The organism is Pelagerythrobacter sp. Soil_C_18 (assembly GCF_057657235.1).
This window is the reverse complement of sequence record NZ_JBDGIU010000001.1, coordinates 21,920-42,883: the sequence shown is the minus strand read 5'-3', so window position 1 is coordinate 42,883 and position 20,964 is coordinate 21,920. Positions and strand designations below refer to the sequence as shown.

Here is a 20,964-nt window from a genome sequence, read left to right as displayed (position 1 = left end):
GCCGCCGACCAGTCGACAGCCTCCGGGCGCGAGAAATACGCGGAAAGGAGAGCGTGAAGTGGATTTTGTGAAGAATTGGGTTTGTCGACGAGCCGTCTTGTTGACTCTATGCGCAAGCTTTGCGCCTGTCTGCGGATTGAATGCTCAAGATCGATCTTCCACCACTGCAGTCGTGCGCGACGAGATGGTGGACCGTGTAGCGATAGAGCGATTAGTGATCGAGTATTACTATCTGTTGGATCACGGGCGCGCGTCAGAAATCCCTGCCCTGTTCACGTCCGATGCGGTATTCGACAATCCGAATGTAGGATTGAGAGCCGTAGGGCACGCTGCCATTCGCGCCTATTTTGCACAACGCGCCACGGAGCCGCGGACAACGCGGCACATCTCGACGAACCTGCGTCTTGTCTTCGAAACTCCTGATCGCGCGTCAGGAACGCGGACTATCCTCTATTTTCGCGGCGACGGCGGCACCCCGCCGTTTCCGGCAGAACCGGGATCGGTGGGGGAGTATCGCGAAGTGTTTCAGCGAGGCAAAGACGGGAGATGGCGCTTTGCGTTCCGCCAGAGTGAGCTTCTCTTTGCAGACCCACGGGCGGAGCCATGACTGGGCGGAAGGAGCGGCAATAGGTATCGGGCTCTGAACCGGCTTCAGAAGGCCAGGATCATATCGCGAAGCTTCTACAAGAACTAACGGTACGGCGTTCGCTTGGCTAACCTGCTTAGAGCGCCATCGCCGCGAGGCTCTCGCCCTCAGTCGCCGCGAGGCCGTCGATATAGCTCCCAGCCGCGATCGCAAGCAGTCCCGTTGCGGCCTCAGCCTAAATATGAATGTAGGGCAGGTTTCGACGATCCACTCTAAGCCAGCGAATGTCGGCTATGTCGGCGGCTGCTGACCGAGTAGCCATGGCGAAAGGGAACGACCGCTTCTCTGGTTTTCACCTGATAACCTGCCTGGCCGGAGCCGACCTGATTGCGGACATTGGGACATGGTCAGTTTGCAGCGAAAAGTTCGGAATCCGGTGGTAGGTCGTAATTGTGCGCTTCCGACCTACGAAGCTTGTATCCTTCATCGGTAAGGACGAAGTGTTCATCGTTTGGAAGCCCGCCTGAGGGGAGAATTGGCAATGATTTGCTGTTCGGCCATCGTTCTCTGATCAGTTCAATGGCCGCTTCTCTAAATGGTGTCTCTTGATCGGGGTTCTCGCCGCGAAGGAATGTCGCCCAAACCCTACCTCGATGAAAAACATCGCCGACTGTGGCGACCAATTCATCATCGTCTTCTCCTCGCCAAACAGAGATGGAGAGGGTCGGGCGCTGACTAGGTTCTAGTAGATCAATATCTTCATGGTAGCGTGCATAACGAATGCTAACATCGTCTACGTGAAGCCCCGGATGCCGACGAGCTTCGGCGCTTAACAAATCCACCAGTTCTTCTCGCTCAGTAGTAACCTCAAGTGGAATTTCTATCGCCTCGACATAGCGTGCCGCGTCTTGATCGGGCGTGCACCCCGCGGCGAAAAGTGCCGATAAGACCAAAGCAAGTTTGCTACGCATCCAACCGCGATACCAAGTAACGGTGATTGCGGGAACGTCCCCTTCCCACAACAATCACGCCATGCGTGTCGAGCGCGTCAACTCCTAAGAGCGGTCGATAGACTAAGGTGAACCGACGGCAGCTATTGGGAAGCCAAGGTCTCGGTCTGAACGGCCGCTATTATCGGCGGAAGCGTCCGAGGGTGACGACTAGTACCGGGCAATCTTCTACTCCTACCTTCCCGTCTGTCGTGTCAGCCGCGATCGGCGGACTGGGCGATCTCCTGCCGCAATTGTTCGACCTTCGCGCCGCCCCACTCGCGGGCATCGTCGCCGAACACGAGCCGCGATGGCACATCGTCCTGTGAAGCAAGCGCCACGATCCGAGTGGCGAGCAGCTTCGGGTCGCCCGGCTGGTTGCCGTTGGCTTCGTCCACGAATGCGCGATACTGCGCGATCGCCTCGGCATAGTCGGGAATGTCGATGCTGCCGAAGCTCGCTGACTTCCGGTCCATAAAGTCGGTGCGCAGCATCCCCGGTTCGACCAGAAGCGAACGGACGCCCAACGGTGCAAGTTCCTGCGCAAAGCCCTCCATCCACCCCTCGACCGCGAACTTTGACGCCGAGTAGACCGCTCCTCCGGCGTTGGATACCAGCCCGCTGACCGACGAGATGGTGACGATGAGGCCTGAGCGATGCGCACGCATATAGGGGGCGACCGCTCGGGTGACGTTCATCGTGCCGAACAGGTTGACCTCGAACTGGCGCCGCACCGCGGCATCGGCGAAGGTCTCGAAGAAGCCGAGTTCGGCATAGCCGGCATTGTTGACCAGCACGTCGATCGCACCGAACTGCTTGTCGGTCTCGGCGGCGACCGCATTCGCGGCTTCGGCGTCGGTGATATCGAGAGCGAGCGCGTGCAGGCGATCGTGTTCACCCCCGAAAGTATCGCGCACCGCATCGGCGGAGCGTGCCGTCGCTACGACCGCGTCGCCAGCACCGAGCGCCGCACGCGTGATCTCGAGTCCAAGCCCTCGGCTTGCGCCCGTCACCAGCCAGACCTTGCCCATCGCCTGCTCCTCGTTTCCTTTAACTGTCACAACTCAAGTAGACATGCTAATGGATCAAGATAACCGCCTAATCAGTAATGGGCCCCAGTAGCTGGGATCATGAATGCGCCCGGATCAGCTCGGCGACCTTGCCGTCTTCGCTGCGATTGCCGCCGACCGCAGCTTCACGCGTGCGGCGAAGCGGTTCGGAGTCACGCAGTCGGCGTTGAGCCAGACCATGAAGCGGCTGGAGGGCCAACTCGGCTTTCGTCTGCTCTCCCGCACGACGCGCAGCGTCGCCCCAACCGCTGCCGGCGAGCGCCTGCTCGCCACCTTGGCGCCGGCGCTGGCCGGGTTGAACGACGAGATCGAGGCGCTGTCCCGAGCGTCCGGGGCGGCGATCGGCACCGTCCGGATCACGACGGGCAAGCACGCCGCAGACACTGTGCTGTGGCCGATGCTCCCGTCCTTCATGCGCCGCCACGCCGGCATCGAGGTGGAGGTGTGCGTGGAGGGCGGTATGACCGACGTCGTGGCGGGGCGCTTCGATGCAGGCATCCGGCTCGGCGAGCGGTTGGAGAAAGACATGATCGCGCTGGCGGTCGGGCCTCCGCTGCGCGTTGCGGTGGTGGCCGCTGCCGGTTATCTCAGTGACCATCCGGCGCCGATGGATCCCGCCGACCTCACAGGCCATCGCTGTATCGCTTACCGCGACGCGCATGGCAACCTGTCTCCCTGGTCGTTCGAGCGTGACGGCCATGCGGTGACGGTCACTCCAGGCCGCGGGCCGGTGTTCAACGACGGCGACCTGCTGGTGGCCGCCGCGCTTGAGGGTTTCGGCATCCTCTACATACTGGAGGATCTGGTGGCGGCGCCGATTGCCGATGGGCGTCTCACCCGCCTGCTGGAGCCGTGGTGCGCGCCGTTCGCCGGCTACCACCTTTATTACCCCGATCGGCAGGGCACGACGGCCTTCCAACTGTTCAAAGACACACTTCGCGCAAAAAGGCCGCTTGACCGTTGAGCGTGCCCCAGGATCTGCCTGATACCCGTCATTGGAATCACAGTGTTCTGTGTGAACCTACGGCCGGTTTCGACAGCGCGATCTGGGCCGGCCGTTCGGAGAGCGGCACGGCTGCCTCAAGGCGGCCGTTCTTCTCACCGGCGGCGGTCCCTTGCGGGCATCGGTCAGTCCTGTGCTTCACTCCGTAGCCATCCGCGAAAGAGACGCGCGGCGCGTGTGCGCGTCTCGGGAGGTTCGACAAGGAAGAAGCTGCGTGCCGACCGTTGCCGGTGCGCTTCGAGCGCATTCAGTCGCCCGTCGCGTAGTAGACCCGAGATCAGCGGCTCGATTCCGATTGCGACGCCGGCACCGCTCAAGGTTTGCTCGTATAGAAGCAGGGCGTCGATCTCGCGCGGTCGAGCCGCTTGATCCCCCAGCCCGACACCGCGAAGCCATTCCTGCCAAAATTCTGGTCGATGATCCGGTCCGAGTAGCGGATGATGCAGCACATCCTTGGGGTACTTGATCGCGCGCGGATGGGCAGCGCTCCAGACCGGCGAGAGGTGGATCGGCAGCAACGGCTCTGTCGTCATCTCGTGATCGAGCGCCAGGCGGATGGCGAAGTCATACTGCCCGACGTCGAGCCGCTCAAATGCGATCGAGGTCCGCACGTCCACTTCGATGCCGGGGTGCCGTGCGCTGAATGCCGGCAGCCGTGGTAGCAGCCATCGCGTTGCGAAAGCAGGGATCGTCGTCACCCGCACGATCGCGGCGTCCTGCTTCAATTCTGCGGCCGCGGCCTGCAGCCGGTCGAGAACCGCGACCGCGTGGGTCAGATAATCATTGCCGGCGCTGGTCAGCACCACACCCCGCGGCACGCGCTCCAGAAGGCGGACACCCAACTCCTTCTCCAGGCGAGCGAGCCGTCGCGACAACGCTGGTACCGACATGGCGACACGCGCACTTGCGGCAGCAAGGCTGCCGAGCCGTGCCGTTGTAACGAACGCCTGAAGGGTACGGGTGGAGGGGAGATGCATCGACGGTGACGCTAGCACCATTGCTGACTTGCAAAAAGTGAAAGGCAGCGTCGAGCTTCGCAATGGTAGCTGAACACAGGCCTAGCTTATGATTTCATAGGCCGTGAAGGCCTACAATCCGCAAAGGTGTAGCCATGACGAAAGCCCCTCCGCCTTCAACCCGCCCCGAAGACCATGCCACCGTGCCTGGCCCGATCCAGCATCCGGAACAATCATCAAACGCTCCTCACCAGGGTGTTCTCGTGACGGGCGAGAACGGCGAGGATGGACGCAAGGCGTTCTACATCCACATCGAAGCCAGGCCGGGCAAGGAAGACGATGTCGTACAGATGCTGCGCGACATCTACGGGTGTGTGGTGGATGAACCGGCAACCGGCCCGTGGTTCGGTGTCCGCTACTCGCAGACGACTTTCGGTATCTTCGAGGCGTTCCCCAACATCAGGGGCCGAGACGCGCACGTGGCTGGTGGAGGCGGTGACATCTTCCGCGACAACGCCCGGATGAACGAGATCCTCGCGTATCCTGCCCACGTCTACCGAATGGATGTCCTCCTCAACAAGGCAACGGTTGGGAAGTAGCGCCGGGACGGAGCCTTCCCCGCTTCATCATCCTTTTCGGACCGGCCGCTATCACAATCCGTCGTCCGAAGGCGGCCTGTCGCATAACCACCTGAATTCTGCCGCTAAGCGCGCGCAGTCGCCGCCCGATATCTCTGCGTGAACGTGTGGCCGGTTTCGAAAGGACGATCCGGGCAGCTAAACGACCGGATTGTCGACGGCGCCGGCCAACTGGTAATCCGCCGCGCCGAAGCAGATCGTCTCCGGGTCATCATCGATGCGCTCGGACGTCGTTTGGCAGCTGGACTCCGGATGCGCGCCGCAATGCATTGCGGGTTTCGGACAGGGTCGGCGTCTAGTCGGCATGCGGATCGCCATTCCCATCCATAGCTTCGAACCAGGAGGGGTCGAGCGTGTGGCGCTGCGCCTTGCCGAACATTGGCGAGACGCGGGGCATGATCCTGTCATTATCCTTGGCCGAAGCCGCGGAGCATGTGCTGCTACCGTTCCTGACCTCCATTACCGTGTCATGAAAGAACCGTTTTCAACCGACGGGTGGGAGACGATCTGGATGATCTGGTCATTCTTCCAGTTTCTCCTTGCGGAAAAGGTCGATGCCGTTTTTTGTCCTGGCAACACCTACACCGTTGTTTGCGTGGCTATGAAGCTTCTCCACGGTGAGAGATGCCCTCCTGTTCTCGTCAAGATCAGCAACGATCTGGAGCGGCGCGATCTCCCAAAGTTTGTCCGGCCATTTTATCGCTGGTGGCTAAGAGTCCAGGGCGCAGTCCTCGAGCGCTTCATAGCGATCGCGGACCCGATGCGTGCCGAACTCGAGCGCGAATTGGCGGTCCCGGAAAACAGGGTCAGCGTCATTCCCGACCCGGCGCTGTCCGAATTCGAACTGCATCGGCTGGCTGGTTCGAGATTGGCCAGGAATTCGCAAACTGGTTGCCGCTTCCTCACGGTCGGAAGGCTTGCCGCGCAGAAGAACCAGATACTGCTTCTCGAGGCGTTCGCACGCCATGCCCGGCCTGAAGACACGCTGGTCATTGCTGGAGATGGTCCCGAGCGCGAACGATTGCTCAAACGGGCAAACGCTTCAGGCCTGCGATCGCAAGTCCGGTTTGTCGGGCACGTTGACGATGTTCGAGCCCTGTACGCACAAGCAGACGTCTTTGTCCTCTCGTCCCGCTACGAAGGAGTGCCTGCAGCTATTCTGGAGGCGCTGGCTGCGGGTCTGCCGATCGCTGCGACGAACTGCTGCACCAGCATGGAGTGGCTGACAGGCTACGGGCAATTTGGCGTGGTAGTTCCTCCGGGCGATCCCGCTACGCTAGGCTTAGCGATGAACGCCGCGAGGCATCTGCGGCCGGATCGAAGCGCCATGCAACGCCTTGCCGCCAGGTTCACGTTGGAAAGCTCTGGTCAGCTCTATCTGTCCGAGCTGACGGCTCTGGTCAGCGATGCTCACCGTCAGCGCCTGGAGAAAATGTGCAGCAGTGTGCGGGTATGGCGCGATGGCGGCGTCTAGCGGGCCTTACCAATGAGCAAGGCTCAGGAATGCCCAATCAAGTTCTAGCGCTTGCGCCGGTTGAAACGTACGCATTCGAACCGCAGGATCGCAAGCCAATGCCAACTGGCGAAAGAGTTGTCGGCACGATCCTATCGCTCATCGTGGTCGGGGCAGCAATCTACCAGGCGCGGGGCCTCGATTTTGCGAAGATACTCGGGCTTGTACCGACTTCGCTGACATTCTGGGGCCTGTTCGCCATCAGTTACCTGATCGGACCGGCAAGCGACTGGTTCATTTTCCAACGCCTCTGGGGGGTGGGGGCCAGCGCCTTGGGTGCTTTGATCCGCAAGCTCATCTACAACGAAATGCTGGTGGGGTACCTCGGAGAGGTCTATTTCTACGGTTGGGCACGCCATAACCTCAAATTCGTGACCACCCCGTTCGGAGCGGTCAAGGACGTGGCCGTGCTGTCGGCTGTCGCCGGCAATGTAACGACCCTTGCCTTCCTCGCTGCGGCGTTTCCGTTCATGAAGCTGCTGCCTCTGCACGACCATGTGAACGCAATCGGTTGGTCGCTCGCGTTCGTGATCGGGACCTCGCTTGCGGTCATGCTGCTGCGCCGTTCTCTTTTTTCGCTCGAAAGAAGAGAACTCATGATGGTCGTCACGGTCCATCTCTTCCGAATTCTTGCGACGACCGTTCTTTCGGCAGCGCTGTGGCATCTCGTGCTGCCGGAGGTCGCACTCGGGTGGTGGCTCGTTCTGGCGACCATCCGTCTTCTGATCTCCCGGCTGCCCTTCGTTCCGAACAAGGACGTCGTGTTCGCCGGAATAGCGGTCCTCGCACTCGGCGGCGAAGCCGAAATGTCCGCACTGATGGCGCTCATGGCGGGGTTGATCCTCGCGGCCCATGTGCTTGTCGGGCTGAGCTTCGCATTTGCAGACCTGCTTTCGAAGGGGAAAAAGCCATGAAACGCCCGCTCTTTGGGCTCGCTGCCATCCCCCTGCTGGTTGCCGCTACCATTCCGTCGACGCCGGACCTTGGGACGGCTGAAGGCAGGTGCCGTTCCAATGAGCTTGGTCCCTCGTTCCTGGTCAACGTCGAAGGGCTCAAGGACCGGCGCGGCAAGCTCAAGCTCGAAGTCTACCCCGCCAATGATGCGGACTTCTTGGAAGACGACAATGTCTTGGTTTCAGCTGGCAAGACCTTCCGCAGGGTTGAACAGTCAATCCCCGCTTCGGGACCGGTGCAGCTCTGTGTGCGGGTTCCTGCGGCAGGTCGCTATGCGGTGAGTCTGCTGCATGACCGGGACGGCAACCGGAAGTTCGGCTGGCGCGTCGATGGAATTGGATTTGCCGGCAATCCCAAGCTCGGATGGAGCAAGCCTGACGCTTCCGACGCCAGCGCGGTGGCTCGCGCGGGCCCGACACGGATCGAGATCGTGATGAACTATCGCCGTGGCCTCAGCATGCGCCCAATCCGATAATAGGAAATTGCCGATGAAGATCGTTGATGTCTGCGCGTTCTATTCACCCAGAGGCGGCGGTGTGAAAACCTATGTCGGCCAGAAGCTGGCGATGGCAGAACGAATGAAGCAGGATATCACTATCGTGGCCCCTGGCGACGACGATGCCGTTGTCGAGATCGGCCCCTGCGCTCGCATACAGACGATTGCCTCCCCGCGTTTCCCACTTGACCGTAAATACTGGTATTTCAGAGATGAGCGAGCGCTCCACGCGGCGCTCGACAAGTTGGCACCCGATATCGTCGAAGCTTCCTCGCCGTGGCGAAGCCCCCTCATGGTGGCAAATTGGCGGCCAGGGGCACCAAAGGCGCTTATCATGCACGCCGATCCCCTGTCCGCCTACGCTTATCGGTGGCTGGAACCCCTCTGCAGTCGTGAGGCGATCGACCGACGATTTGTGAGATACTGGGATCACTTGCGGCAGCTTGGACGCCTTTATCACGCCGTCGTTTGTGCTAGCGACGACTTGGCTTCGCGCATGAAGGCAGGCGGCGTGGGGAATGTTGTGACGGTCCCGATGGGTGTCGAGGCGCAACGCTTCTCAACAGGCAAGCGCAATGAGAATCTGCGCGCAAGCCTTCTTGCCCAATGCGGGCTCAACCCCGACGCGACATTGCTCGTTGCCGCCGGCAGGCTTGCGCCAGAAAAGCGCTTGCCGATGCTGGTCGAGGCGGTGACGATCGCTGGTCGGCATCGCCAGGTGGGGCTGGCGATCTTCGGCGAAGGACGAGACGATACAAACGTCCTGCGGGCAATCGGAGGGAATCCCCATATCCGGTTGTTTCGTCCGGAACGCGACCGGGAGAGATTTGCCAGCGTTCTGGCGAGTGCCGACGCCTTTCTGCATGGCTGTGAAGCAGAAACCTTCTGTATGACTGCAGCGGAGGCAAGCGCTAGCGGCGTCCCGGTGATCGTACCTGATCGCGGCGGTGCTGCCGACTTCGCCAAGGGCGAGATGGGGCTGTCTTATCGTGCGGCGGATCATGCGGACCTGGTGCGCGCCATTCTTGCCCTGCCAGACCGCTTTGTCGCCCGCTCGAGCGGCTGCACAGCGCGAGCGATGGACGACCATTTTGCAGCTTTGTTCGCGATCTACCAAGACTTGAACTCGGGCGAAGTCTCCCTCGCGGCGTGAGCGCGGCAATGGCCTTTCGGCCCCTTGTCCTCGATCGCTATATCCTGCGCCAAATGCTCGGAACGATGTGCGGTGTGCTGGCCGTCGTTATGTCGCTGATGGTTCTTGAGCACCTTCCCCGTCTCCTGGAACTCACGCGCTTCTCTGGGCACCGCGGATATATAGTCGTGCATACTGTTGCCGGCTTGCTCCCGGAGTATGGCGGCATCGGCTTACTTGTCGGACTGTTTCTGGGCATCGCCTTGACGGTCCGCCGGCTTGCTCTTCGCGGAGAGTTGGACGTGATCGAGGCGTGCGGAATTACTCCTCTACGGTGGATGCTTTTTCCGCTCGCCCTCGCTGCGATGGTCAGTATCGCGACGATAATAAATCAAGGCTGGCTGATGCCCGCCGGCGAGAGCAAACTTGCGAAAATCGGCAAGCGCATGGAGGCCGGCGAATTCGGTCATCGGCTACCAGCCGGCGAGCTCATCGACCTTGGATCCGGAAGCGTTTTGCAGTTTCAGCAAGTCGATGCGGTAAATGGCGAACTTCTCGGGCTGTTCCTCCGGACAGAAGGGAACATCTTCACCGCTCGGCGTGGCCGCTTCTGGCGGCTTCCCTCCGGCACGACAGTAATCGAATTGCGCGATGGACAGGTCATTCAAGAACGCTTTGCAAGAGTCCTCGACTTTGCCCGCTTCCGGTACCGCATTGAGGGGCTGGAGGGCGCCCTGGAAGAGGAACCCAAGGACAACTCTCTAAAGCAATCCGATATCGGATTGCTTTGGGCGAACGGCTCCGCGTCCAGTCGTTCGGCTGTCTATGGACGATGTCTCTGGGCGGCGCTCGTATTGTTTTTGCCGCCCTTGGCGCTGAGCCTGGGCAAGCCACCGAGAAGAGAGTCGGGAGCGGTGGGAATCCTCGTGGGGGTGATCTCGCTGGTGCTGGGTCTGAGGACGGTAACTCCGTTGATGGACGGTCACTCGAACCAACCCGAAGCGCTGGCGGCCGGCATTCTCGCAAGCTGGGGCCTAATCGTTTACGCGCTGATCAGAGCCGAGGAGGTCTTCGGTCAGGGCTTTGTCGATCGTTGGGCCAGTCGGATTCTCCAGAACGTCGGCCGCCCGAACGCGTGAATTCATGGCGAGCCTCCGAGCAGGTCGATGCTGACCTGTTCGGTTCAGTCCTTTCGCACGCCAGCACGATCACGATTTTCCAAAACAATCGCAAGCGCCGGCTGAATCATCGTTCGAGCGAGATGTCTATCACGAAACCGGCATGATCGGAGAGGGGCTCTTGCGAGGCGACTGGGAACGGGACCCACCCTCGTTGGGGTCGCAGCGCAACCCGCTCCCCATCGCGGAAGAGGATCTTGTCCTTGTTCCGGTCCGCTATCCGCTGCGCTTCATTCTGCGAGCCGGCGATGACCCCGCCTTCAGCAAGAACGGTCCTGAGACCATCGATCTGAGCGCCATCGACAAACGGCTGCGATACGGCCGCGACGCGCGCGGGCGCTTGTCCTGTGTTGAAATCTCCGCCGAAGATGACGGGGGTGCCGGACGATAGCACGCCCGACAGGAATTTCCGCACTGCGGCGACTTGCCAGGTGTAGGCACGATCAGCCCGTTCGCTCGCCACATGCGTTGCGCGGCGCGAACCAAGGTGGGTATCGACAACAGCGATCGGTTCGCCGGCGCCGGGCACATCGATCCACGCTACAAGAACGCCTTTTGCTGCAAGGCAGTCGTAGCCTGCGCATGCGCCTTCGGGAAAGGCATAGCGCTCGATCCTGACGACTGGATAATCCGAGAGAATTGCAAGTCCGCTATCGATCAGGCTGCCGCTCTCCTCACCCTTGGTCCATTGTGCACTCTCGGCGAACGCCTGTCCCAACGGTTGCGATTCCTGGGAGCTGGAGACTTGAGGGCCAGTGACCACAAATCGATAGCCGGCAGCCTGGCCGAGCGCATTCGCGGTGTCACCGAAGGCTTCCTGCAACACGACGACATGGGGTTGGGCGTCGCTGGACCGCATGGCAGCAAGGAGCTGTCCAATCGCGGAAATGGCGTCTTCGCGGCCAACGGCGATCGGCCAGGGCAGGCCCTTGATGTTGTACGACATGATCGAGAGTGATCCGGCTGGTGCCGGCCATGTGGACTTGTCAGGCAGTGCGACGTCATAGCTGGGTGCCGACGCGGCCGACGCACCCAGAAGAGTCGCTGTCGTGAACAAGGCAAGAGTTCTGAGACCGATCATGTTCTTGCGTCTTCGGCAGTTCGTGAGCGCAAGACGCCATCCTCGGCCGATTTCCGCACCGTCTCCCTGCAAGTGCGGTTCTGCGCAGTCGGCGGCGTCTAGAGGCCAGGACCGCCATGGGGACCGGTATGGGCAGCATCGACTGGGGCTGGATATCTGCGCTCGGCGTGCTGTCGCTCTCTTCCTCGGGCGCTACGGCACTGGCGCAGGAGAATGCGAACGCAATGGACCGGATCTCGATTGATACACGAGCCACAGTTCCGTTTCAGGAGCGGCGCGCGCCATGATATCCGGATGCGGCCAGCTGCGCAGGAATGTCCTGTCGGACATGCCCGACCGGGGGACAGGTGGCTTCGCGCTGCGGGGGGAAGCTCCGAAGCGGGGGAGCAAGCCGACCGATATCGTTCGCCTTGGAAGTCGATGGCAGCGGGCATGTGCGGCAGATGCGGGTGTCGGGGAGGGGGCAGTTGCGGGTATCGCCTTTCAAGCCGCAGCAGGCCTCGATCCCACAAGCAGCGCAGTGGCTGAAGGCCCTCTGCTCACCAACCCGACAAAAACTGTAGCAAAAAAGGCTTATCGCGCTGTGCAGATAGGCGACTCTTCCTGCATCGGAGTGATCGCCTTCGATAACGGTGGATGGTCTGCAGGTGCGACCGGAGAGCTTGCAGCGCGCAAAGGCGCCGTGATCGAGATCGGAAGATTTGAGTTTCGGCCAGGCAATGACCGGGAGGAGGCGAACTTCAAGCTCCGAGTGGACCGTGGGAGTACCGCCGCAAGGTCGGGTACATCGGCTATGATATCTGACAGGGTCCGCTGGTGATGCCGGAAGCTGTTCAAGAGCTCGCCTCAACATCGAAAGCATTGTCCAAGTGGTGGCCCCGCTCTTATGGAAGTCCTATGGCACGAGGGTATGAAGAATTTAGCACAGGCGAGGCGGGCCTTACGCAACTACTGGACGAAATGCGTTCTGAATTGCTGCGTTTCATGCTTGTGCGCCAATGCAACCCTGCCGAAGTAGAAGATCTGTTGCAGGACTTGTACGTAAAACTATCCATCGTTCGTACCGGTCCTGTGAGCAACCCGCGTGCGTATCTTTACCAGATGGCGAACAACCTCCTGCACGACCATCGCCGCGGGCGTCGACGACAGCAGGCGCGAGACGATCAATGGGCGCGCAATCAGATCGGATCCGACCCTGAAAAGGACGCCGGACCTTCGCCGGAAGAGAGCGCAATCGCGCGCGATGAACTTCACCGGGTCAATGAGGCGATTGCGCTGATGCCGGACCGGACCGCGCAGATTTTGAAGATGTATCGGCTCGACGGTATGTCGCAAAAGGCTATCGCCAATAGCTTGGACCTCAGCTTGAGCGCGGTAGAAAAGCATCTCCAGCGGGCTTATCGAAAGCTCCTGCTTTTGCGCGAAGAATTGGATGGCACCCCTCAGCTCTCGCAAAAGGAGGCCGACGATGTCAGCTTTTCCTGATCGCGCAATGGTGGAGCAGGCCATAGCCTGGCATCTTCGGCTCAAGGACGCGGACGAGGACGCGTGGATTGAATTCGCTGAATGGCTGAGCGCCGATCCGGCCCATAACGGCGTCTATGAAGCCGTCGCGGACGGTGATGAGCGTATGTTGCCTGTGCTCGAGAGAGCAGCCTTCCCGGCAAGCGATGACCATGAGCGAGCACCAGAATTCGGTAGTGACCGGAATGCGCCGTCTTACGGTGGCAGAGGCGACGTTGCTCGCCGGAGCCCGTGGCGCTGGGGTGCGCTTGCCGCTTCGATAGCGGTGGCAGGTCTCCTGGGGATTCAAATCATGCCCAACTGGAACGCGACCTATCCGATCGAAACGTCGGTGGGGGAGACGCGAACCGTTTCACTCGCGGACGGAAGCGAAATCCAGCTCAACGGCAGCACCAGGATTGTCCTTGACAAGAGCGACACGCGATTGGTGGAGATTGCCCGGGGCGAAGCACGATTTGCCGTCAAGCACGACGACGCTGATCCGTTCACCGTCGTCGCTGGTGAGCAGCGTCTGGTCGATATAGGAACCGTGTTCAATGTGGTTCGTACCGATCGTCAGCTTCGCGTCGGCGTGGCGGAAGGCGCGGTGCGCTATGAAGGTATGGCTCGAACGGTCGAGCTTCGCGCCGGCGACAGTCTTTCAGCAGACAATCGCGGGAGGATCGAAATTTCGCAGCGTCCGATCGCATCGATTGGAAGCTGGGCGGACGGCGTACTGGTCTATGATCAGGCTCCTCTGGAACAAGTCGCCGACGATCTGTCCCGGTCGATCGGCATATCGCTCGAGCTTCCACGGGCAATGCGTTCCAACAAGTTCTCAGGCGTGATCCAGACTGATGGAGAACGGGATGCAGTGCGCGCCAGGCTGGAAGAACTGATCGGTAAGAAAATTGTCGCTGACGGTGCACGCTGGTCCGTCGAAGCTCGGTGAGCAGAAAATGGCTCCTTGCGAGCGCGCCGATCGTCTGCGCAGCGGCGATCTACCCGGCGCACGCTGCCGAAGAGATGGCCTTCGATGTTCCTGCCGGGCCACTGAATGCCGCTCTGATATCCTTCGCCACTCAGGCCGGCGTTTCCATTGACACCAGTGATCCGGCCCTACGAGCGGTCCGCGTTGGTGGCCTGAGGGGACGTTTTACACTTCGCGGAGGGCTGCGCCGACTCTTGCAAGGTACGGAATACGATTTTCGCATTTCGCGCGGGAACGTGGTGAGGGTGCTTCGCCGGCCTACCCGTCGCGCCGAACCAACGCTTCCTGACCGGCGAAGGGCCGCGACCTCCCCTTTGCCTCCGCGCCCGGTCCATCCACCGCCCGAACCGATCATCGTCACTGCAAGTAAGCAGAATGTTGCGCTGACCGACTACCCCGGCGCATTCAATGCCGCTTCTTTCGATGAAGCACGAAGCCTCCGTTCCGGAAACAGGGGCAGTGAGGCGTTGCTTCGAGAGCTTCCGAATTTGGCTTCAACCAATCTTGGTTCCGGTCGCAACAAGGTATTCGTCCGGGGAATTGCCGACAGCAGCTTCAACGGCCAGCTGCAATCGACAATTAGCCAATATTTCGGAGAAAGCAGACTCACATACAGCGCTCCTGATCCCGACCTCGCGCTCTATGATATCGAGAAGGTCGAAGTCATCGAAGGCCCGCAGGGGACCCTCTATGGCGCGGGCTCGCTGGGCGGTGTAATCCGCATTGTGCCTCGTCTTCCCGTGCCTGGCGAGTTCTCGGCCAGCGGAACCGCAGCGATTGGGGTGACCGGCAAGAACTTGGGTGGCGACGGCGCCATGGTAGTCAACATTCCGATTGACGCACGCGCCGCCGTCCGACTTGTCGGCTATCGCATTCTCCGTCCGGGCTACATCGATGATGTCAGACGTGGCCTGTCCGACGTCAACCGCACGAGCGTGTTTGGAGTGCGGGCAACCTTTCGAATGGAGCTCAATGACGGATTGAGCATCGATGCCGGAATCGTGTCGCAGGACATCGGAAGCGACGACGGCCAGTACGCCGACGACCCACGGTCGTCCGCGCTCACGCGCCGGTCTTTTCTCGCCCAACCGTTCGATAATGACTACCGCCTCATGTTTGGAACTCTCCGGGCCGGCGTCGGCTTCGCCAAGCTCGTGTCGAACACCTCCTATACTTATCACCCGATCGACACGGTGTTCGACGCCACGCCGCCCACGACGCAGGTTCCGACAATTTTTGAAGAGGGCATGCGGGTAAAGCTGCTGACCCACGAGACGCGGATTTCGGGATCTAGGGACGGGATTTCGAACTGGGTGTCGGGCTTTTCGTTTGCCCACAACATCAATCACATAGATCGGTTTCTCGGTCCCGAAGGTGCGCTCGCGATAATCTCCAATGTTCAATCGGAAACCCTGGACGCTGCCTTGTTCGGCGAGGCGACGCTGCCTCTCTGGCGTAATGTCTCGATCACAGGGGGAGGGCGCCTGTCGCTTTTTACACGATTCGATGAATTCAATACCCAATCGGACAGAGACCCGGTTGACCTAAACCGTCTCGAGATAAGGTTTCTGCCGTCCGCTGCACTTTCCTGGAAGCCCCGGCACGGGATGATTGGCTATCTACGCTATCAGGAAGGGTTCAGGCCAGGAGCGCAGCAGCTGACAGGAAGCGGCGATCAAGCCACGGTGACCCGCTTCCAGCCCGACGCGGTCCGCACGGCCGAGATTGGCATGCGCTTTGGCACCGACGCCGGTTCGCGGCTGTCAGGCGGACTTTCTTACGCCTATTCAAGGTGGAGCAGGGTGCAAGCCGATCTCGTTACGAGTGCCGGCTTTCCCTATGTCGCCAATCTCGGCTCGGCGCAGGTGAACTACATATCGGCCAATCTCGCCTGGAAGCCCACACCGGAACTCAGCCTTGAAACGTCCGGTTTTTACACGACCAGCCACCTTGATCGACCTGCACCTGGGTTCGAAACCGACGCGGAAGGAGGGCTGCCCAACATAGCCGACAGCGGCTGGCGGCTCACGGGTCGTTTCGAACCCGGGATCGCGGATACGAAAATCACTCTCGACGGCACGGTCGGTTACATCGGCACCTCGTATTTGGGTGTCAGCGCTCCCTTCGATCTTTCGCAAGGAGATTATATCGAGGCGGCAATCGGAGCACGGGCCGAATTTGGACGCTGGGGTCTTTCGCTGGACATCGAAAACCTGTTGGACAGTCGGGCCAATCGCTTCTCGTACGGCAACCCTTTTTCCGTAGCGGATGGGAATCAGCGCACGCCATTGAGGCCGAGGACGGTCAGGATCGGGATCGATGCCCGGTTCTGACAGCCGCTCACTCCTTGCATCGATTCACGATGTCAGCCCTGGGGTCGAACGGGAAGTTGACCGGCTCGCCGGACTGCTGACGGATACGCTCCGATGTTCCAGGTTTGCCATGCTCGTCGTGCCCGATCATTGGGGGCGCCACCCGATCCGTTCGGGCAGCCCGTTCGCCAGCCGTCTCAAGGCATGGGCCGACAGCGGAATCGAGATGTTTGTTCATGGCTGGTATCACAAGGACACCGTCGAGCATCCCGGCTTCTCCGGCCTGAAGGCCAGATACATGACAGCGAACGAAGGCGAATTTCTCGGCCTTTCCTACAGCGAGGCGGCACGCAGAATGGAAGACGGGCGGGCGCTCGTCGAGGATATCATCGGCCGAAAAACCGCCGGATTCATCGCACCAGCATGGCTTTATGGGTCGGGAGCCATGGACGCCTTGCGCGATAGCACATTTGATATCGCCGAGGATCACATAAAAGTCTGGATCCCGCGAACAGGTCAGGTCGTGGCACGCGGACCGGTGATCACTTGGGCCAGCAGATCGACTGCAAGGATGGCGTCATCCCTGGCCTTCGCGGGGCTCGCCCGCCAAGTGCTTCATCCGCTGCGAACGGTTCGCGTGGCCGTGCATCCTGGCGACGTAACCAAGGCTTCGATCCTATCGAGCATCGAAACAACGCTGAGATGCTTTGTCGAGACTCGCCCGGTCGGAAGCTATCAGTCACTTCTGACCTAGAGCCCGACCTGGATTCCTTGGGGACCGCGTCTTGCCAGGTCAAATCAGGATCGCCGAACGCTGACCGTCGCGTGAGACGGCCGCCATGAAGCCGTTGATAGGTCGCTACCCACCTTCGCGCATTCCATTACGAGCGTTGGACGGGTATTTTGGGAGTTCAAGAAGGTGATCACCAACTGGAACGAGCGCACGCGCCGTGAACAGAACGGAAAAGAACTGGATCACTGTAATGGGCATCAGCAGCCTCCGTCCGCAGGATTTGTGGAGTGTAAATCCGGACGGGCCGGGGTTCCAAGTCCTGAAGACCGCGTGTGGCACGACAGTCCACTCCGGGCCAAACATGCGCATCTCATTGCCTAATCTTACGATGAATAGACGACGGGTATCGGGGAGCTGAGTTGGGCCGCTGAACGACGGCTATGTCGGCGTTACCGGCCTCGATAAGGCTCGCAGCCGATCCGGTCTCCGTCGCCATCTAGACGTCCAGAAGAGCCTCGATCGTACCTATAGAGAGGGGCTACACCTGCGGCTTGAGCATCATCACAATTCGAAAACACATAGCCAGGAGGCAGTGCATCGAGGATAGCTTGCCGCTCCTGTGCACTGTCCCAAACATTAGCGCGGAGCGCTGGCTTAGCGTACACATATCGCACGACATCAGAGGGAGGTGTTGGCATGCCCCTAAATTCTGACGTTCCTCCGCAGCGCATCACCCTTTCTACCGACGAGATCGCCGCTCTGGAGCGCGATGCGATGATCAGGGATTTCTACGGTCGCATTTGCATGCGGCTGGATCTCCAGCCCGCGGCACAGTCGCACCTTCGTCTCGACGCGTCGACCACAGAGCTTCCGAACCTGCGCCTCACCCACGGCGCGGTTGCGCCGATGTCGTGGGAGCGGACCGATGCGTTGATGAACGATGCCAATGACGACATCGCTATTTCCTGGATGGCGGGGGGATACCGGTTTGATCGTGGCCGACGCGAGACGGTCGAAATCGCGCCCGGCGCCGCCTGCATCATGCCGATGGATCGCCGGTGGCGGGCTGAGACCTTCGATGGCACTTGGACCTATTGTCTCCAGATACCGCGTTCGGCGCTCCGCCCGCTCATCGAAGGGATCGACGATGCACCCGCCGAAGCGATCGGCCGCGACACGCCTGAAGGCCGGTTGCTTCTCGACTATGTCTCGGCAGTCAGCCGGGCGCCGATGACACCGGCGCTGCGAGCAGTCGTGTCGCAGCATATCCTCGACTTGCTGGCGGTCTCTATCGGAACGTCGAAGGACGCGCGGCACAATGCCGAGGAGCGCGGCATCCGCGCGGCGCGTCTGCGGTCGCTGAAGCAACATATCGAAGAGCATCTGGCTAACTGTCGCTTATCCGCGGAGACGGCGGGCAGGGGCCTCAATCTGAGTCCGCGATACATCCGCCGGCTGTTTGCGTCCGAAGGAACCACCTTCTCCGACTACGTTACCGAGCGGCGGCTGGCCCGCGTCTGGCAACGGTTGCGCAGTCCCACTTGGGCGGCGGTTCCCGTCGCCGATATCGCGTTCGCAGTTGGACTGGTTGAACCTTCGACATTCTATCGCAGATTTAGGGCGCGTTTCGGCATGACCCCGTCCGACGCTCGGGCGGGCGTGTTAGCTCTTCCGCCACACAGCGACGCTTGTGTTGCCGCATGTGAACGATGATGTCCGCTTGAAGCCCTTGGCGGTGTAGTCGGCGTGCTTCGCCGCTGCCTCGGCCGCCGTCATTCCGTGGAAGCTTGCCCAGCTGCCCTTGGCCGGTACCCAGGTGGAATCATAGCTCGCCCCGTTGGCCTTGCAGGTTATGAGATTAGGCATCATTCCCGAGTCCCTGAGGTGCTCGACCATGCGCTGGTAGTTGGCGCTTGCAACACCCTTGAACGTGTAGTTTCCAACTCCTCTGGGTGCCCAGACCAGCACGCGATCGTTCGATATCGCCTTGCCGGCCAACCGGCTCCACGGGCCGTTGATGTTGCCCTTCCAGTCGGCGAAGGATGTCGTCATGCCGCGCTTGAAGATCATGGCGACGGGTTTGCCGTCCTTTTCCATATGGACGTGAAGATGGGGACCTCCCGAGCTGCCCGTGTTGCCGATTTCTCCAAGCCGTTCGCCAATTTTGACTCTGGCGCCATTGGTGACCTGCGCCTCGAGACGCATTGCGGGATTTCCTTTCGTACGAGCCATACTGGTAAGCAGCGCCGCGTTGTGCGGGCATAGGCGCGAAGGAATCGAGCCTGGTTTCGCATGGGCATACAATGTGTAGACCCCATCGTCTTGCAGGATCCAAAGATGGTTGCCGGATGACGGCATTCGCCCCGAGTCAGGGTGGTCACCTTTGGCCGGATCGTCGGGCGCATTGCGCCAGCAGGCGACCACCGTGCCCGGCGCCATCGCGTAGAAAGGCTTGCCGTACACGAGCCAGTTTGCATTGAGGGCATCATCGGCGCCGTCCGTCTTCAGATGCGACCAGGTCGAGCCGGATTGATGACGTTGAGCGCCGATATCCTTTCCTTCGGTCTGGATGTCTCCTCCATGATCGACCGTAGAATAGCGCTCGTTCGGCTTGAGATCGCTAGCGCGGAGCGGAAACTCATACGGTCCCCCGGCGTGGGCAGCGCCCGACATCAGAAGCACGCAAACGGCTGTCGAAACTCTAATCTTGCTCACAGAAATCCTCCCCTATTGCCCTCCTCACCACAATAGGAGCTACACGAGACCTGCGTGTCGCGCAGGCGGAACACTCGCATGGCAGGAGCGGACCTGTGCGCTCGGCGCTCCTCGGTCACAAGGATCCGACGGCCGCTTGTCCACTCTGCGCCGGCGCGTGAACACCGCTGTTGCCACCACGAGTGACGACAAGCTGCCTGGAATAGAACCAGCCGATCCCGATCAGGCACACGCCCAGGGCGAGGAACGACGCGATCCGCGCCAGTCCGTCGAGGCCGGCCGCATCAAAGATGAAGACCTTGAACACGGCGAGCAGCATCAGGACCAGCGAGCCGATGCGCCAGCTTCGCTGTCCCGATCGCGCGCCCCAGCCGAGAAATCCGAGCGCGACGGCAATCGCGAGAATGGACCGCAGCAGATCCTCCTGTGGTTCGACGGCTCCGACAAGAATGCTCCCTGCGAAAAGCTGTCGCAGCTCGGAAAGCGCCAGGAGTGCGATCAGTACCATGATGGCAGCGTCGCAGGCCGGGCGGGCGGGCCCACCGTCGTCGAAGTACCACATCGTACCCGGATCGCGTCCAGGACGAGGAAGCGACGTATTCACGCGTGTTTGCGTGGGATTCCACTTACAGCGCGGGCGTCGGAAACTCGCGTGGCCTGTGCGTTCAAGGCGCGCTTACAGCCAAATCGATGGCATTCTCGGCTGCGCTGGAAGCGGCTGTCGACAAGATTGACTCTCGCGGGAACGGTGCGGTGAACTTTGCCGAGGCCGTTATGGCGCTCAATGCATCCAGCGTTCAAACCGCATATGCAAATGCAGGGTACTTCTATCTTTGCCAGCTCGCGCTGAACCAAAGCACGGCCGGCAAACCTTTGTCAGCATCCCAGCTCGCGGCCATGTGGGCAAATGTTGGCGAAACAGCTGAGAACCTGACGATGCCGGCCACTGCGCTCGCTTCGCTAAGTGCGCCTCAGTTGAACGATATCCGCACCTATCTGCAGAGTTTGAATGTCCAGGACATTCCGGAAAGCGACGCGGAGCTTCAGAAGGCCATCGAGCACGCTGTTAATGAACAAGCCGCGGAGGGCGCCGAGTAGTTCCCCGATGCAACCG

22 protein-coding genes are annotated in these 20,964 nt (G+C 60.7%); 15 read left to right on the top strand and 7 right to left on the bottom strand.

From position 1 onward, the window contains the following. Positions 1-58 precede the first annotated feature (58 nt). The gene (locus AC3A5N_RS00210) at positions 59-607 is read left to right on the top strand and encodes a nuclear transport factor 2 family protein (RefSeq protein WP_487735291.1); all 549 of its coding nucleotides are present in this window, start codon (positions 59-61) and stop codon (positions 605-607) included. A gap of 386 nt (positions 608-993) precedes the next feature. On the opposite strand, the gene AC3A5N_RS00205 is transcribed toward AC3A5N_RS00210, so the two are convergent. Further along, on the bottom strand, positions 994-1,557 hold the full coding sequence (locus tag AC3A5N_RS00205; protein WP_487735290.1) for a hypothetical protein: 564 nt from the start codon (positions 1,555-1,557) through the stop codon (positions 994-996). Between the two features lie 233 nt (positions 1,558-1,790). After that, positions 1,791-2,606, bottom strand: a complete 816-nt coding sequence (locus tag AC3A5N_RS00200) for an SDR family NAD(P)-dependent oxidoreductase (RefSeq protein ID WP_487735289.1) — start codon at positions 2,604-2,606, stop codon at positions 1,791-1,793. Between the two features lie 103 nt (positions 2,607-2,709). On the opposite strand from AC3A5N_RS00200, the gene AC3A5N_RS00195 reads away from it, so the two are divergent. Then, positions 2,710-3,609: a LysR family transcriptional regulator gene (locus AC3A5N_RS00195; RefSeq protein WP_487735288.1), complete on the top strand. Its 900-nt coding sequence runs from the start codon at positions 2,710-2,712 to the stop codon at positions 3,607-3,609. Between the two features lie 164 nt (positions 3,610-3,773). Here the strand turns inward: AC3A5N_RS00195 and AC3A5N_RS00190 are convergent, their stop codons facing one another. Next, complete coding sequence (locus AC3A5N_RS00190; RefSeq protein ID WP_487735287.1) at positions 3,774-4,625, bottom strand: LysR family transcriptional regulator; 852 nt, start codon at positions 4,623-4,625, stop codon at positions 3,774-3,776. 134 nt (positions 4,626-4,759) lie between these two features. Between AC3A5N_RS00190 and AC3A5N_RS00185 the strand changes: the two genes are divergently transcribed. The 6 genes from AC3A5N_RS00185 (at position 4,760) to AC3A5N_RS00160 (ending at position 10,476) form a co-directional block, all read left to right on the top strand. Further along, positions 4,760-5,203 carry a hypothetical protein gene (locus AC3A5N_RS00185; protein WP_487735286.1) on the top strand — a complete coding sequence of 148 codons (444 nt, stop codon included), beginning with the start codon at positions 4,760-4,762 and terminating at the stop codon, positions 5,201-5,203. A 343-nt stretch (positions 5,204-5,546) separates the two neighbouring features. Next, entirely contained in the window at positions 5,547-6,716 is a 1,170-nt protein-coding gene (locus AC3A5N_RS00180; protein ID WP_487735285.1) for a glycosyltransferase, read from the top strand. A gap of 29 nt (positions 6,717-6,745) precedes the next feature. Then, a complete protein-coding gene (locus AC3A5N_RS00175; RefSeq protein WP_487735284.1) occupies positions 6,746-7,669 on the top strand; it encodes a hypothetical protein in 924 nt (307 codons plus the stop codon). After that, entirely contained in the window at positions 7,666-8,184 is a 519-nt protein-coding gene (locus AC3A5N_RS00170; protein WP_487735283.1) for a DUF2141 domain-containing protein, read from the top strand. The genes AC3A5N_RS00175 and AC3A5N_RS00170 overlap by 4 nt, the downstream gene beginning before the upstream one ends. A gap of 13 nt (positions 8,185-8,197) precedes the next feature. Further along, positions 8,198-9,358, top strand: coding sequence for a glycosyltransferase (locus AC3A5N_RS00165; protein ID WP_487735282.1), 1,161 nt, complete (start codon positions 8,198-8,200; stop codon positions 9,356-9,358). Further along, positions 9,355-10,476, top strand: a complete 1,122-nt coding sequence (locus tag AC3A5N_RS00160) for an LptF/LptG family permease (RefSeq protein WP_487735281.1) — start codon at positions 9,355-9,357, stop codon at positions 10,474-10,476. Before AC3A5N_RS00165 ends, AC3A5N_RS00160 begins: the two co-directional genes overlap by 4 nt. A 106-nt stretch (positions 10,477-10,582) precedes the next feature. Here AC3A5N_RS00160 and AC3A5N_RS00155 read toward each other — a convergent pair whose 3' ends face one another. Beyond that, positions 10,583-11,596, bottom strand: a complete 1,014-nt coding sequence (locus AC3A5N_RS00155; RefSeq protein ID WP_487735280.1) for an endonuclease/exonuclease/phosphatase family protein — start codon at positions 11,594-11,596, stop codon at positions 10,583-10,585. A 116-nt stretch (positions 11,597-11,712) separates the two neighbouring features. On the opposite strand from AC3A5N_RS00155, the gene AC3A5N_RS00150 reads away from it, so the two are divergent. From AC3A5N_RS00150 to AC3A5N_RS00130, 5 genes are all read left to right on the top strand, one after another. Then, positions 11,713-11,883, top strand: coding sequence for a hypothetical protein (locus tag AC3A5N_RS00150; RefSeq protein WP_487735279.1), 171 nt, complete (start codon positions 11,713-11,715; stop codon positions 11,881-11,883). A gap of 610 nt (positions 11,884-12,493) precedes the next feature. Next, complete coding sequence (locus tag AC3A5N_RS00145) at positions 12,494-13,081, top strand: RNA polymerase sigma factor (protein ID WP_487735278.1); 588 nt, start codon at positions 12,494-12,496, stop codon at positions 13,079-13,081. Then, positions 13,065-14,051, top strand: a complete 987-nt coding sequence (locus tag AC3A5N_RS00140; RefSeq protein WP_487735277.1) for a FecR family protein — start codon at positions 13,065-13,067, stop codon at positions 14,049-14,051. The genes AC3A5N_RS00145 and AC3A5N_RS00140 overlap by 17 nt, the downstream gene beginning before the upstream one ends. After that, a complete protein-coding gene (locus AC3A5N_RS00135; RefSeq protein ID WP_487735276.1) occupies positions 14,048-16,423 on the top strand; it encodes a TonB-dependent receptor in 2,376 nt (791 codons plus the stop codon). The genes AC3A5N_RS00140 and AC3A5N_RS00135 overlap by 4 nt, the downstream gene beginning before the upstream one ends. Beyond that, on the top strand, positions 16,410-17,156 hold the full coding sequence (locus tag AC3A5N_RS00130) for a DUF2334 domain-containing protein (RefSeq protein WP_487735275.1): 747 nt from the start codon (positions 16,410-16,412) through the stop codon (positions 17,154-17,156). Before AC3A5N_RS00135 ends, AC3A5N_RS00130 begins: the two co-directional genes overlap by 14 nt. Before the next feature lie 428 nt (positions 17,157-17,584). On the opposite strand, the gene AC3A5N_RS00125 is transcribed toward AC3A5N_RS00130, so the two are convergent. After that, entirely contained in the window at positions 17,585-17,833 is a 249-nt protein-coding gene (locus AC3A5N_RS00125) for an excalibur calcium-binding domain-containing protein (protein WP_487735274.1), read from the bottom strand. A 76-nt stretch (positions 17,834-17,909) separates the two neighbouring features. On the opposite strand from AC3A5N_RS00125, the gene AC3A5N_RS00120 reads away from it, so the two are divergent. Further along, on the top strand, positions 17,910-18,848 hold the full coding sequence (locus AC3A5N_RS00120) for a helix-turn-helix transcriptional regulator (protein WP_487735273.1): 939 nt from the start codon (positions 17,910-17,912) through the stop codon (positions 18,846-18,848). On the opposite strand, the gene AC3A5N_RS00115 is transcribed toward AC3A5N_RS00120, so the two are convergent. Both AC3A5N_RS00115 and AC3A5N_RS00110 read right to left on the bottom strand, forming a co-directional pair. Next, the gene (locus tag AC3A5N_RS00115) at positions 18,798-19,808 is read right to left on the bottom strand and encodes a M23 family metallopeptidase (protein WP_487735272.1); all 1,011 of its coding nucleotides are present in this window, start codon (positions 19,806-19,808) and stop codon (positions 18,798-18,800) included. The two genes, AC3A5N_RS00120 and AC3A5N_RS00115, sit on opposite strands and share 51 nt — an antisense overlap. A 157-nt stretch (positions 19,809-19,965) precedes the next feature. After that, positions 19,966-20,412 carry a DUF2339 domain-containing protein gene (locus AC3A5N_RS00110; RefSeq protein WP_487735271.1) on the bottom strand — a complete coding sequence of 149 codons (447 nt, stop codon included), beginning with the start codon at positions 20,410-20,412 and terminating at the stop codon, positions 19,966-19,968. Positions 20,413-20,540: 128 nt separating this feature from the next. Between AC3A5N_RS00110 and AC3A5N_RS00105 the strand changes: the two genes are divergently transcribed. Next, positions 20,541-20,948 (top strand): hypothetical protein, encoded by a 408-nt coding sequence (locus AC3A5N_RS00105; RefSeq protein WP_487735270.1) that lies wholly within the window; start codon positions 20,541-20,543, stop codon positions 20,946-20,948. Positions 20,949-20,964: the final 16 nt, after the last annotated feature.